This window comes from Rhizobium gallicum bv. gallicum R602sp, from assembly GCF_000816845.1.
In the GTDB taxonomy this organism is placed as follows: domain Bacteria; phylum Pseudomonadota; class Alphaproteobacteria; order Rhizobiales; family Rhizobiaceae; genus Rhizobium; species Rhizobium gallicum.
Window position 1 is genome coordinate 37,586 of the sequence record NZ_CP006878.1, and the last position, 13,825, is coordinate 51,410.

The window sequence follows — 13,825 nt, forward strand, 5'->3', positions numbered from 1 at the left end:
GACTTAAGATAGGAATGTCAAGCAATGTGATTTCGCCGCCGAGGGCGGCAACACCCAATCGTCAGGTGAGGAGATGTATCCATGGAAATGTCAGGCCAGCAGTTAATTCCGGCGACAAGGGAAGACGTATGGGCCGCACTCAACGATGCAGACGTGCTCAGAGTTTGCATTCCTGGGTGCCAGGAACTGGTAAAGTCTTCAGACACGGAAATGACCGCCGTTGCGGTTATGAAGGTCGGCCCGGTCAAGGCACGTTTCCAAGGGGCGGTAACGCTCTCCGACCTTGATCCGCCGAACGGGTACAAGATTTCGGGTGAGGGGCAGGGCGGCGTCGCAGGTTTTGCGAAGGGCGTCGCGACCGTGAAACTGGAACCGGCTGACAGCGGAACCGTACTCATCTACACCGTCGATGCACAGATCGGTGGCAAGCTGTCGCAGCTTGGTGGCAGACTGATTGATGTTACTGCAAAACAAATGGCGGGCCAATTCTTCAAGCGGTTCGCGGAAGAGATCCAGGCGCGGCAGGACGCGGCTGTTGACCCAGGCAGGTTGACCCCGCCGAAATCCGAAGGTGTCTCCCAGAAGGACGAAAGGTCCATTAGCACAGATCGCGCGCGGATAGAGGCAGCCTTTAGTCCCGGGCCGTCGCCTGCGGTTGCAGTCGCGCGCGCAGGTCCTTCGATGCCAATCCTAGCGTTTGTGGTGTTCGTGTCCGTGTTGGCCGCGTTGTGGGCGGTCTATGGCGGCCTGCTTCCCAGCCTTCTGCCGGCAGGTGATGACCGCGGTCGAATGTCTCCGGATCTGGCAAGCGCCGTGCAGTTGATAATGGCTGCGGCGATTGGCTACCTCTTTGGCGCCCGAGCTCGATAACAAGAACCACACGTCTGGCACAAAAAAGCCGGAACTGTCGTTCCGGCTTTTTCATTTAACTTGCACAAGAAGACTTCATGTACGCTGACTCCGGCGCTCGAGGAAAAGCTTGAGCTCGCCAAAAACGCCACGCCTGAACATCATTACGCAGATCACGAAAAACAGGCCGATGATGAAGGTGATAGGCAGGCCGCTGGTCGACAAGAAGTGCTCCAGGCCGACGACCAGGGTCGAACCCACGATCGGACCGATCAGCGTTCCCATGCCCCCAAGCAGCGTCATCAGAATGACTTCGCCGGACATGTGCCAGGTGACATCAACCAAAGAGGCAAGCTGGAAAGCGATCGCCTTCATCGATCCGGCAAGGCCCGACAGCGCAGCAGACAAGGTAAACGCGATGAGCTTGTAACGGTCTGGCTTGAGGCCGAGCGAAGTCACGCGGGTTTCGTTTTCGCGGATTGCTGAAAGGGTGTGGCCGAAGGGCGAATTGACCGCCCGCCAGATGATCACGAGGCCGATGACCGTACCGCCGAGCACGGTGTAGTACATGGCCGTGATGTTTCGCAAGTCGATCATGCCGAGCAGGTTGCCGCGTGGCACAGCCTGAATGCCGTCCTCTCCGCCGGTAAACGGCATCTGCACGGCCATGAAATAGACGAGTTGTGCAAGGGCCAGCGTGATCATTGCAAAATAGATCCCGTGCCGCCGGATGGACAGCGCGCCGAACACGAGGCCAAGCACGGCCGCAAATGCGGTTCCGGAAAGCACGGCCAGTTCGAAGGGCAAGTGCCAGACTCTTGCGGCGTGAGCCGCGATATAGGCGCCGCCGCCGAAAAATGCCGCGTGGCCAAAGGAGAGTAAACCTGCGTAGCCGAGCGCCAGATTGAATGCCGCTGCGAAAAGCACGAAGCACAGAATCTTGATCAGGAATAGCGGATACGTCACCAGCGGGGCGATAAGCAGGATCGCAGCGACCGCGACCAAGAAGAGAAAACATGTTGGTCTAGCAAATCCGCGTGCGGCAGCGGGACTGGACATAGTGGTACCGTTCATCGTCACGCCTCGCGACTAAACAGGCCTGCCGGCCGGATGAGAATTACCAGCACCATGACCACGAAGACCGCGATCGAGGATGCTGCGGGATAGAAGGTCTTGGTGAGGCCCTCGATGATGCCGAGGCCGAGGGCCGTCACGATAGCGCCACCGATCGATCCCATGCCGCCTATGACGACGACGGCGAAGACAACGATGATGATGCTTGAACCCATACCGGGGCTTACCTGATAAAGCGGCGCTGCAAGGGCGCCCGCAAAGCCGGCAAGGCCGACGCAGAAGGCGTAGGTCAGGGTGAGCATCAGGGGCACGTTGATCCCGAAAGCTTGAACCAGGGCCGGGTTCTCGGTGGCAGCCCGCAGGTAGGCGCCGAGCTTCGTGCGCTCGATGGCAAGCCATGTCAGGATGCAGATGACAAGCGAAACCACGATGACCCATGCGCGATACATCGGCAGAAACATGAAGCCCAGATTGATGCCGCCGGTCAACGCCGCAGGCACGGGATAGGGCTTGCCTGCCGCGCCGAAGACATGGCGGAACAGCCCTTCCAGCATCAGCGCGATGCCGAAGGTGAGGAGAAGGCTGTAGAGGTGATCCATCCGATAGAGCCGCTTCAGCAACAGCCGTTCGACGAGGACACCGAAAATGCCGACCACGATGGGAGCGGCAATCAGAGTTCCCCAATATCCAAGCCCCAGGCGGGAAAGAAGATACCAGGCAACGAAGCCACCAAGCATATAGAACGCACCGTGTGCAAAGTTGATCACATTGAGCATGCCGAAGATGATCGCAAGACCGAGGCTCAGCAGCGCGTAGAACGAGCCGTTGATCAAGCCAAGCAGTAATTGGCCGAGAAGGACGGGCAGCGGCACCCCAAGAAAATCAGTCATCGGATTTTACCTGTTTTATGATGCACTTCACCGTCACACCCCCAGATACCGGTTCAGCCGGTCCATGTTGGCGTCAAGCGCGCTATTGGAGATTTCGTCGACGACCTTGCCCTGATCGAGCACGAAGTGGCGATCGGCAACCGACGCTGCGAAGCGCAGATTCTGTTCAACCAGAATGATCGTCATGCCGCGGTCCTTGAGAATGCGCAACGCGGCGCTGATCTCCTCGATGATCACGGGGGCAATACCTTCCGTCGGCTCGTCGAGGAGGATGAAATCGGCTCCGGTGCGCAAAATCCGGCCGATCGCCAGCATCTGCTGCTCGCCGCCTGAAAGACGCGTTCCGGGCGTGCTATCGCGCCCCTTCAGGTTCGGAAAGAGGGTGTAGATCTCCTCCACGCTCATACCACCCGATTGCCAGGCGGGCGGAAACATGAGGTTTTCGATGACGTTCAACCTTGAGAAGATTCCGCGCTCCTCCGGGACGTAGCCGATGCCAAGACGAGCGACCTTGTGAGCCGGGACCTTCAGGAGGTCGTTGCCCTTATAGGTGCTCGCGCCGGTACGTTTGCCGACGACGCCGATCAGGCTTCGCAATGTAGTCGTCTTGCCGGCGCCATTGCGGCCGATAAGGGTGACGACCTCGCCTCTTCTGACATTGAAGTTAACGCCGTGCAGAACATGACTCTCGCCATACCAGGCTTCGAGATTGCTGACGTTCAAGAGTGCAGGTTCAGCCATGGGCGCCTCCCATATAGGCTTTGCGAACTTCCGTATTAGTCGAAACCTCTGAATAGGTTCCCTCCGCAATCACCTCGCCACGGCGGAGCACCGTGATCGTGTCGGATAGGTCGGCGACGACGCCGAGGTTATGCTCGACCATCAGTACGGTACGGCTTTTTCCGACGTGTCGGATCAGCGATGCCGTTCTGCCAATGTCTTCCGTTCCCATGCCGGCCATCGGTTCGTCGAGCAGCAGAACTTCCGGTTCCAGCGCCAGCGTAGTTGCCAGTTCAAGGGCGCGCTTGCGTCCGTAGGACAGTTCGCTCGCCTTCGTCCGCGCCTTTTCGGCAAGGCCGACGCTTTCGAGAAGGGAGAGCGCCTCCTCGTTGAAGCGCTTCAGACACCGGTTGGACTTCCAGAACGAGAACGTCTCACGCTCGCGGGCCTGAAGCGCCACCCGCACATTTTCGTGCGCGCTCAGGTGTGGAAATACCGACGAGATCTGGAACGAGCGAACGAGCCCAAGCCGCGCGATGTCGGCAGGCGCCATGTCAGTGATGTCGCGGCCCTTGAAGAAGATTTGCCCCGAACTCGGGGAAAGGAACTTGGTCAACAGGTTGAACAGCGTGCTCTTACCGGCTCCGTTAGGGCCGATCAGCGCGTGGATCTCTCCCCGCCTGATCCGGATATCGACGTTGTTCACGGCGACGAAGCCGCCGAACGAGCGCGTCAAATTGCGCGCCTCGATTATGGGTGCGTTCTCCGGCACGGATCCTCCCTATCTGCTCGATTTCCTCCAGTGGCGTCAGACGATGACTGCCACGCGCCTCTCCTCGCAAAAGGCAATTTCAGAAAAACATATAAAGTCTAATAATGCAAGCTTGCATAACTGTGAAATTCTGTCTATCTTACTCTGCAAGCCCACCATGGCGCATCATATGTCGGCGTCTGGCTTATGCTAGGTATGATAGAGCAAGTTAATTGTTGGCGCTCGCGGAGGAGCTTCAGCGCCAGATCAGGGAGGATGGAATGATGAAACGTCTACGAATTTTGCTGTCTTGCGCCGGGGCTATCGGCGCTATGTGCGTTCAGGTCCAGGCCCAGGATTCAGGGCCGATCCGGATCGGTGTCCTGACCGACGTTAGCGGCCAGTTCTCGCACGAGGCCGGCGAGGGGGCGATTGCCGCCGTCAAGATGGCGGTCGAGGATTTTGGTGGCAAGGTCCTCGACCGTCCGCTGGAAGTCGTCGTCGCGGACCATCAGAATAAGCCGGAGGTGGCGGTGGCCACGGCCCGCGAATGGTATGGCTCGCAGGGCGTGACGATGATCAACAACCTGATCAATTCGGGCATAGCTCTGGCTGTCACGCAGGTTGCCAAGGATGAGGACAAGATCGCCATCGTCAACGGCTCCGGTTCGTCACGCCTGACGAACGACGGCTGCACGGCGAACAGCATCCACTACTCATATGATACTTATGCGCTCGCCAACGGCACCGCCAACGAACTGATCCGGGAAGGCAAGAAGAACTGGTACTTCCTGACTGCCGACTACGCCTTCGGCCATGCGCTCGAGGCGGATGCAACCCAGATCGTCAAGGCAAACGGGGGAACCGTTTCCGGCGCCGTCCGCTATCCGATCGAGACTGCCGACCACAGTGCCTTCATGCTGCAGGCGCAGGCATCGCCCGCCGATGTCGTCGCCATGGCCGGTTCCGGTACGACCTTCGTGAATGCGGTCAAATCCGCCGCTGAATTCGGGCTTGCCTCGTCTGGCAAGACAGTTGCCGGCCTGCTGGTCTGGGATACGGACGTCCATTCCCTCGGGCTCGAAACGGCGCAGGGCATGATCCTGACGAACGCCTTCTACTGGGACCGCGATGACGAGACCCGGGCTTTCGCCAAGAAGTTCGAGGCGCGCGTCGGTCGTCCGCCGCATATGGGCGACGCAGGAGACTACTCCTCGACCATGCACTACCTGCAGGCCGTCAAGGCCGCCGGCACGACGGACACCAAGAAGGTTATGGCTAGTATGAAGGAGACGCCGATCAACGACTTCTTCGCAAAGGGCGGCAAGATCCGCGAGGACGGCCGGATGGTGCATGACATGTACGTTTACCAGGTAAAGACGCCGGCCGAATCCAAGAGCGAATGGGATCTGTTGAAGCTTGTCACGACCATTCCCGGCGACAAGGCGTTCCGCCCGCTTTCCGAGAGTCAATGCCCTCTGGTCAAGAAGTGAACGAAATGGAGTGCCCGGCTTTCTTGCGCCGGGCACTCCCACCGCGATCGCCCGCTAGTCCGGGGTCAGCAGGGAAGAGAAGAGCAGAAATGAGTTATATTCTAGTGGAGAAATCCGACGGTATAGCCACCGTCACACTGAATCGGCCCATGCAGCGCAACGCTGTGACCTATTCGATGTGGTGCGAGCTTGCGGAGCTATTTCGTCAGTTCGACGGTGATTCGGATATTCGCGCTATTCTGTTGATGGGTGCGGGAAGCGATTTTTCTGCCGGCGCTGATATCAGCGAATTCGAGACGGTCCGGGGGGGAGTGGAGGAAAGCACACGCTACGAGGTCGCCGTCGATGCGGCGGGTGACGCCATCTACGAGGTCTCCAAGCCCACGGTTGCGGTTGTGCGCGGTTATTGCCTGGGTGGTGCTGCACATCTTGCCATGTCCTGCGATTTTCGGATCGCGGAAGAGAGTGCCACCTTCGGCATTCCCGCCGCCCGCCTGTCGATCGTCTATGGCGTCTCCGCGACCCGCAAACTGTTTTCGCTTGTCGGCGTCAGCGAGGCAAAACGAATTCTATACTCGGCAAGTCGATTCACTGCGCGCGACGCGCTTGCCACCGGTTTCATCGACGAGCTTGCATCGGATGCGCACGCGGCTGCTCTGGAACGCGCCAATGCCATGGCATCCAACGCTCCCCTGACGATCAGGGGTGCCAAGTTCATCCTCAACGGCTGTGTCCGGGGGGATCTCGACCTTGTCGAGGCGGAAACACTGATCGACAAGGCGAGTTCAAGTCACGACTACGCCGAAGGACGCAAGGCGTTCGGCGATAAGCGCTCGCCGCGGTTTCTGGGCCGATAACGGTTTTTGGCCTCATTCACCAATTCGCTGCGAAGGCAGCAATTCAAGTATCAAGGAGACAATGCAATGGAGACCAATCTCAAGGGCAAGGTGGCGTTGGTCACGGGCGGTGGCCGGGATGTCGGAGGCGATATCGCACGCGCTCTCGCTGCCGAAGGCGCCGTCGTCGCGGTGAACTACAGCCGTTCCAGGGGTGAAGCTGAGGCCGTTGTCACATCCATCGAGGCGGGCGACGGAAAGGCGAAAGCCTACCAGGCTGACATCAGCGACAATGCCCAGGTCAAGGCGATGATCGCCGCGGTCACGGCGGACTTTGGCACGGTCGACATTCTCGTCAACAATGCCGGTTACGTGAAGTACCAGCGGTTCGTGGACTCGACCCCGCAAGACTGGAAGCAGCAGATCGACGTGTGTCTCTACGGCGCGATCAATTGTTGCCATGAGGTGGCGCCGCTGATGATCGCGCAGAACTCCGGCCGCATCATCAATCTCGTCGGCGACAGCTCCCGTATCGGCGAAGCCAATCTTGCACTCGCCGCCGCGGCGCGCGGCGGTACGATCGCGCTCGGCAAGTCGCTGGCTCGGGAATTTGGCCGCAACAACGTCACCGTCAACACGGTCTCGCTCGGCCTGATCGAGACCTCCCATTCGGACCCGGAATTCCTCGAGAAGAACCGGGAGAAGATCGTCAAGGCCTATCCGTTGCGCCGTATCGGCAGGCCCGAGGATATCGCCCCAATGGTCACCTTCCTCGCTTCGGAGACATCGTCCTGGGTGACGGGCCAGGTCATCAGTGTCAACGGCGGCTTTTGCATGGTCTAACGGGAGGATTGGGAGGAGCCAAGATGATACGTTACGATTTGATCGCGCCCGTCGGCGAAATCCTTCGGCGGAATGCGCGCCTTTATCCTGAAAAAATGGCGTTCGAGGATAGGATCCGTTCGGTTTCCTATCCGCGGCTCGATGCGGAGACTGAAGCCCTGGCTTCCCACCTCGTCGCTCGTGGACTTCGGCAGGGGCAGGCCGTCGCGATATTCCTGCCGAATTCCGTCAACTGGGTGGTCGCCTGCCTCTCCGTCGTGCGCGCAGGCGGCATCTGCGTCCCGGTAAGTATCGAATCCACGGAAGCCGAGCTTGCATACCGCATCACCGACGCCGGGTGCGCGGTGCTCGTTGCGCTGCCGGACAAACGGACGATGGCGGACGCGGTCTTGTCCCGGCTCGACAGGCCTGTCCTCGTGATCGAGGCGGACCCGGTCTCCGGATTTTTAGGGATGGAGCGGCCGCAGTCGTCCGGTTTCGAGGACGACCGGGATGTCGATCGGCCGGCCTATATCGTCTACACGTCGGGAACGACCGGGCAGCCCAAGGGCGTTCTTCTCTCGACACGATCCATGCTGTGGGTGACAGCCGCCTGCTGGGCGCCCATCGCGGGGATGAACGAGAACGACGTCGTCCTCAATACGCTTCCGCTCTATCATTCCTATGCGCTCAACATCGCGGTCCTCTCCATCATCGCGCTTGGCGCCAGCGAATACATCATGGAGAAATTCTCGACCACGCAGGCGACCGAACTGCTACGGTCGGGACGCTTCACGTTCATGCCCGGCGTGCCGACCGTCTTCCACTATTTCCTCTCCGCATGCCAAACAAGCGGCGAGAAACTGCTGTCGTCGGTTAGGCTTTGCGTGTCGGCGGGTGCCATCCTTCCCGGCACGCTGAACAACGACTTCGAGGAATTCTTCGGCGTCGCCCTGCTCGACGGTTACGGCATTACCGAGACTTCCACGATGGTGATTATGAACTGGCCCGGCCGCTGGCGCGTGTCAGGTTCCTGCGGCCTGCCGCTACCCGGCGTCACAGTCCGATTGGTCGATCCTAAAACCGGCCTCGACGTTCCGGTCGGCAGCGAGGGCGAGCTGATCTGCAAGGGGCCGAACCTGATGCAGGGTTATCACAATAAACCACAGGAGACCCAGAAAGCCGTTGTCGACGGCTGGTATCGCACAGGCGATCTCGCAAAGTCCGATGCGAACGGCTTCCTTACGATCACCGGCCGCCTGAAGGAGTTGATCATTCGCGGCGGGCAGAACATCGCACCAGCCGAAGTCGAGGAGACGATCCTGCTCGATCACACGGTCGTTGACTGCGCCGTCATCGGCATGCCGCATATGATGCTCGGCGAGGTTCCGGTGGCCTGTGTCGTTCTCAAGGATGCCGAGGCTTTCGATCAGGCAGCCCTCCTTACCCACTGCAAGGAGCGCCTGTCTGCCTACAAGGTTCCTGATCGCATCTACATCGTCGACGAAATACCTCGGACGGGATCCGGGAAGATCCTGCGCGTGAAGCTGCGCGAAAGCCTGCCTGCCGCGTGAGGGAAGTGACAGAGGAGATTTGCATGAACCCTTTCATATTCACCACAACGCCGCAGATCGTTTTCCGGCCGGGTGCAGCTGCCGGGATCGGCGACATCGTCAAGAAGAAGCTGGGTGAGCGCGTCCTGTTCGTGACCGACGCCGGTCTGCGGAGGCTCGGGCTTTGCGATCCGGCTCTGGCCTCGCTTGCAGCCTCGGGTATCGAGGTGACCGTGTTCGACAGTGTCGAAGCCGATCCGTCTCTCGCGACCGTGATGGCGGCATCGGACATGGCGCGGCCAGCGGGTGTCACCGGCATTATCGGTTTCGGCGGCGGGTCTTCGCTTGACGTTGCCAAGGTCGTGGCTCTTCTCTGCGGATCGGGCGAGGATATCGACGAGGCCTGGGGTGTCGGCAACGCCAAGGGGCCTCGCCTGCCTCTGGTGCTTGTGCCGACCACTGCCGGGACCGGATCCGAGGTCACGTCGGTTTCGATCATCACCGTCGGCGGGGACGAGAAGCGCGGCGTATCGTCGCCAATCATCCTGCCCGATATCGCGATCCTCGATGCCGATCTGACGATCGGCCTTCCCGCCCATATCACGGCGGCTACCGGCATCGACGCCATGGTGCACGCGATCGAATCCTATGCCTCGAAAAGCGCCAACAACAATCCGCTGTCGAAGATGCTGGCGCGCCAGGCGCTTCAGCTGCTGGGCGCGAATATCGAGAAGGCCGTGTCCGACGGTCAAGACCGCGCCGCGCGCGGTGCGATGCTGCTTGGCTCGATGCTTGCCGGGCAGGCCTTCGCGAACTCCCCAGTCGCCGCCGTACATGCGCTGGCTTATCCGATCGGTGGGACCTTCCATATCCCCCATGGCCTATCCAACGCATTGGTTCTTCCGCATGTTCTGCGGTTCAACGCACCCGATGCCGCATCGGTTTACGCGGAAATCGCCGCCGATGCATTTCCGGATCTTGTGTCGGAACGGGAGGATGAGGGTCGTTGCGGCGCCTTCATCGAGCGGCTTGCCGGACTGTCGGAAAAGCTCGGGCTTCAGTCACGGCTTCGCGACGTCGGCATCGGCGAGGAGCATCTTGCGGTCATGGCGCGCGACGCCATGAAGCAGACGCGCCTCCTCGTCAACAACCCCCGCGAGGTGAGCGAGAGGGATGCGCTCTCGATATACAGGGCGGCCTGGTAATGGCGAAGCGCGAAACTCCCTCACGACGCTCTGATTACAAGGTGTTCCGCACGACCGGCCTACGCTGGTCGGACAACGACACCTACGGGCATATGAACAACGTGGTGCATTACACGCTCTTCGATACCGCGGTGAATGCCTTTCTCATCGAAAACGGCGTGCTCGACATCAAGGCTGGCACCGAGGTGTTTCTCGTCGTGGAGACGGGCTGCCGCTACCATGCCGAAATGACATTTCCCGATCAGGTGACGGCAGGCATTCGGGTGGCGAGGTTAGGCAGTTCGTCGGTTCGCTACGAGATCGGCCTGTTCCGTAACGATGAAGACGTGGCCGCAGCCGAAGGTTTTTTCATCCATGTCAACGTCGACCGCCTGTCGCGCCGACCGGTTCCGTTCGGTGACAAGGCCAGGGAGCTGCTTGAGCCGCTTCTGGTCGAAGCATGACTTTTGTTCAAACAAGGATAACCCCATGGCAGTTCCCACTCTCAAGGATCCATCGCTGCTGCGCAGCCAGTGCTTCATCGGCGGAGAATGGCACGACGCCGACGACGGCAGGGTGATCGATGTCACGAATCCCGCTGACGGTTCCGTCGTTGCAAGCGTTCCCCGAATGGGGGCCGGTGAAACCCAACGCGCCATCGAGAGTGCCGAACAAGCGCAGTCCGGATGGAGGGCGCTTTCCGGAAAGCAACGCGCTGCCGTCCTGCGGAAATGGTTCGAGCTTCTGATCGAGAACCAGGACGACCTTGCCGCCATCATGACGGCCGAGCAGGGCAAGCCGCTTCCTGAGGCCCGGGGCGAGATCGCCTATGCGGCATCCTACATCGAATGGTTTGGCGAAGAGGCCAAGCGTGTCTACGGCGACACGATTCCGGCTCCGACGTCCGACAAGCGCATTGTCGTCATCAAACAGCCGATCGGGGTTTGCGCGGCGATCACGCCATGGAATTTCCCGGCAGCGATGATCACTCGGAAAGTCGGGCCAGCTCTGGCGGCAGGCTGCACCATGATCATCAAGCCGGCGAGCCAGACGCCACTTTCGGCGCTTGCTCTCTGCGTTCTGGCGGAACGTGCAGGCGTGCCGAAGGGCGTGCTTTCCTGCGTGACGGGGTCGGCTGGCGACATCGGCGCCGAACTGACGTCCAACCCTGCCGTTCGCAAGCTCAGCTTCACCGGTTCGACGGAAATCGGCAAGGTCCTGATGGTCCAGTGCGCGGCAACCGTGAAGCGGACCTCGATGGAGCTTGGCGGAAACGCGCCCTTCATCGTCTTCGACGACGCCGATGTGGGGGCCGCCGTCAAAGGCGCGATCGCCTCGAAATACCGCAACGCCGGCCAGACTTGTGTCTGCGCCAACCGTTTTCTCGTCCAGAGCGGCATATACGACACGTTCGTGGCTCAGCTATCGGACGCGGTATCCCAATTGAGGGTGGGGAATGGATTTGCATCCGGTGTGCAGATCGGCCCGCTGATCGACGAGAAGGCGGTCGCAAAGGTCGAGGAGCTTGTGTCGGATGCCATCAGCCAGGGCGGCAGAGTGGTTGTGGGCGGCGGCCGGCATGCGCTAGGCCACAGCTTTTACCAGCCGACGGTGATCGCCGACGTCTCGCCGGAATCCCAGATCTTCGGCGAGGAGATTTTCGGGCCGGTCGCGCCGCTTTTCCGTTTTGAAACTGAAAGCGAGGCAATTCAGCTTGCCAACAAAACGCAATTCGGGCTTGCCGCCTATTTCTACGGCTGTGACATTTCCAGGATCTGGCGGGTCGCAGAGGCGCTTGAGGCCGGCATCGTCGGCATCAACGAAGGAATGATCTCGACCGAGGTCGCGCCGTTCGGTGGCGTGAAGGAAAGCGGAAACGGTCGCGAGGGATCCAAGTACGGAATGGATGACTATCTCGAGATCAAATATCTGTGCATGGGGGTCTGAAGAATGACGAGACTTGTTTTCATTGGCCCGCCCGGCGCTGGGAAAGGGACCCAGGCGGAACGGCTTATACGTGAGCGAGGCTTGCTGCACATCTCGACCGGTGATCTGCTTCGCAACGCGATCAAGGCACAAAGCGCACTCGGCGTTCAGGCGAAAGCCGCCGTCGATTCGGGCAGATTGGTGCCGGACGAGGTCGTCATAGGTCTCGTGGAAGAAGGCCTTGAAAATGCTGTCGGCAGGGCTGGCTACATCCTCGATGGTTTTCCGCGGACGGTCGCACAGGCGAGCGCACTAGAGGCACATCTTGCCGAGAAAAATCTGCCACTGGACCACGTGATGCTCTTCGACATTCCTCTCGAACTGCTTGAAGCTCGCATCAAGTCGCGGTCGGAGCAGTCACTGGAGGCTGGAGGAAGCAGCCGCTCAGATGACAATCCGGAAGTCTTAAAGCGAAGGGTAGAGGAGTTTATCCGCGCAACGGCGCAGTTGTCGCCATTTTACGAGCAACGCGGACTTCTGCGCCGGATCGACGCAAGGCAGGACGTCGAGGCGGTCGCTGCGGCCATTGCTTCGACCATAGGCGGGTGAGCGTCTCGTTAGGAGAGAAATGTGACCTATCGCTGGAGGAAGCCATGGCGGCGCGGGACCCGATGACGGACCCTGTCGTCCCCGCGATAGGCCTCTCGACAGACGAGCCTCTTGAAATTTTGCGTTATGCTCACGCCTCGGTCGAGGCGGGGATAGCGACCGCCCTGGTGACCTTGGTCGAGATCCACGGCGGCTCGGCACGCCCGCTCGGCTCGCAAATGGTCGTCAGGGCGGATGGACTCTATTGCGGCTTTGTTTCTGGCGGTTGTACAGAGAACGCCGTTGCAGCAGAAGCATTGGAGGCCTTGCAAAACGGGCATGATCGCTTCCTCCGGCTCGGCGAAGGGTCGCGGTTTTTTGATATCGTTCTTCCCTGCGGAGGAGGGATCAATCTCGCTATCCACCGGCTGCGGAGCGTCAAAGAATTGGAGGAGGTGATCGGTGAACTAGAGCTAAGACGGGGAACAGCTCTCAGATATAGTCCCGCCTCGGAGCGACTATCCGTCGACCGTCGGTTCCGTGGTGTGTCGCAGTAGGATCGTGAAGATTTCGTCATCGCCTACCAACCGACTACCAGACTGCTCGTTTTTGGCCGTTCGATCGAAGCGACGGCAACGGCAGACGCCGCGCGCGCCGCCGGCATAGACATTCATCTCGTCGACGGCCAGATGACGGCCAGTTCTTTAAAGTCGTTGATCGATCCATTTACCGCGGTCGCATTGCTCTATCACGACCTTGACCGGGAGATACCGCACTTGCGGCTCGTGCTCGACAGCCGGGCCTTTTATATCGGAGCTTTGGGAAGTTTGCGCACACACGGTAGGCGGATCAAGGCTCTGGCCGACGACGGCTATAGCGAGGCCGATATCGACCGGATCAAAGCTCCGATCGGAATTTTCGGGAAAGCCAAGAGTGCGTCTTCTCTGGCATTGTCGATCGTCGCAGACGTCGTGGCGGCGAGAATGTCTGCAAAATTCCAGACATGAAATACGGTCGCCCCAGCGAGATGTTACCTGAAGAAGGACGCGCCGACGTGCTATGCGAGCGGTCGTAACAGGCTTGACGAGCCGACTTCGGCGCAGCGCTCTGTTCACAGCGCGCTCACGGAGCCCGAATAA

At 60.0% G+C, this 13,825-nt stretch carries 13 protein-coding genes and 1 pseudogene; 10 read left to right on the plus strand and 4 right to left on the minus strand.

The features are described from left to right. Positions 1–81: 81 nt before the first annotated feature. A complete protein-coding gene (locus RGR602_RS20265) occupies positions 82–870 on the plus strand; it encodes an SRPBCC family protein (RefSeq protein ID WP_040113949.1) in 789 nt (262 codons plus the stop codon). 75 nt (positions 871–945) lie between these two features. On the opposite strand, the gene RGR602_RS20270 is transcribed toward RGR602_RS20265, so the two are convergent. Genes RGR602_RS20270 through RGR602_RS20285 form a run of 4 tightly spaced genes read right to left on the minus strand, consistent with a single transcriptional unit; the run spans position 946 to position 4,305 of the window. Then, positions 946–1,923, minus strand: coding sequence for a branched-chain amino acid ABC transporter permease (locus tag RGR602_RS20270; protein ID WP_082046615.1), 978 nt, complete (start codon positions 1,921–1,923; stop codon positions 946–948). A 2-nt stretch (positions 1,924–1,925) separates the two neighbouring features. Continuing rightward, positions 1,926–2,813 carry a branched-chain amino acid ABC transporter permease gene (locus RGR602_RS20275; protein WP_040113951.1) on the minus strand — a complete coding sequence of 296 codons (888 nt, stop codon included), beginning with the start codon at positions 2,811–2,813 and terminating at the stop codon, positions 1,926–1,928. A gap of 33 nt (positions 2,814–2,846) precedes the next feature. Beyond that, positions 2,847–3,554 (minus strand): ABC transporter ATP-binding protein, encoded by a 708-nt coding sequence (locus RGR602_RS20280; protein WP_040113952.1) that lies wholly within the window; start codon positions 3,552–3,554, stop codon positions 2,847–2,849. Then, positions 3,547–4,305, minus strand: coding sequence for an ABC transporter ATP-binding protein (locus RGR602_RS20285; protein ID WP_040113953.1), 759 nt, complete (start codon positions 4,303–4,305; stop codon positions 3,547–3,549). The genes RGR602_RS20280 and RGR602_RS20285 overlap by 8 nt, the downstream gene beginning before the upstream one ends. 263 nt (positions 4,306–4,568) lie before the next feature. Here RGR602_RS20285 and RGR602_RS20290 point away from each other — a divergent pair, with 263 nt between their 5' ends. The 9 genes and pseudogenes from RGR602_RS20290 (at position 4,569) to RGR602_RS20330 (ending at position 13,693) form a co-directional block, all read left to right on the plus strand. Continuing rightward, on the plus strand, positions 4,569–5,777 hold the full coding sequence (locus tag RGR602_RS20290) for an ABC transporter substrate-binding protein (RefSeq protein ID WP_040114070.1): 1,209 nt from the start codon (positions 4,569–4,571) through the stop codon (positions 5,775–5,777). A gap of 89 nt (positions 5,778–5,866) precedes the next feature. Beyond that, positions 5,867–6,634: an enoyl-CoA hydratase-related protein gene (locus RGR602_RS20295; protein WP_040113954.1), complete on the plus strand. Its 768-nt coding sequence runs from the start codon at positions 5,867–5,869 to the stop codon at positions 6,632–6,634. Between the two features lie 66 nt (positions 6,635–6,700). Further along, entirely contained in the window at positions 6,701–7,456 is a 756-nt protein-coding gene (locus tag RGR602_RS20300; protein WP_040113955.1) for an SDR family NAD(P)-dependent oxidoreductase, read from the plus strand. Positions 7,457–7,479: 23 nt separating this feature from the next. Then, positions 7,480–9,009, plus strand: a complete 1,530-nt coding sequence (locus tag RGR602_RS20305) for a class I adenylate-forming enzyme family protein (protein WP_040113956.1) — start codon at positions 7,480–7,482, stop codon at positions 9,007–9,009. Positions 9,010–9,032: 23 nt separating this feature from the next. Continuing rightward, positions 9,033–10,193, plus strand: a complete 1,161-nt coding sequence (locus tag RGR602_RS20310) for an iron-containing alcohol dehydrogenase (protein WP_040113957.1) — start codon at positions 9,033–9,035, stop codon at positions 10,191–10,193. Further along, a complete protein-coding gene (locus tag RGR602_RS20315; RefSeq protein WP_040113958.1) occupies positions 10,193–10,636 on the plus strand; it encodes an acyl-CoA thioesterase in 444 nt (147 codons plus the stop codon). The genes RGR602_RS20310 and RGR602_RS20315 overlap by 1 nt, the downstream gene beginning before the upstream one ends. A gap of 25 nt (positions 10,637–10,661) precedes the next feature. After that, entirely contained in the window at positions 10,662–12,119 is a 1,458-nt protein-coding gene (locus RGR602_RS20320; RefSeq protein ID WP_040113959.1) for an NAD-dependent succinate-semialdehyde dehydrogenase, read from the plus strand. Between the two features lie 3 nt (positions 12,120–12,122). Then, the gene (locus RGR602_RS20325; RefSeq protein ID WP_026203871.1) at positions 12,123–12,707 is read left to right on the plus strand and encodes an adenylate kinase; all 585 of its coding nucleotides are present in this window, start codon (positions 12,123–12,125) and stop codon (positions 12,705–12,707) included. Between the two features lie 44 nt (positions 12,708–12,751). After that, a pseudogene (locus RGR602_RS20330) lies at positions 12,752–13,693 on the plus strand (XdhC family protein). The last annotated feature ends 132 nt before the right edge of the window (positions 13,694–13,825 follow it).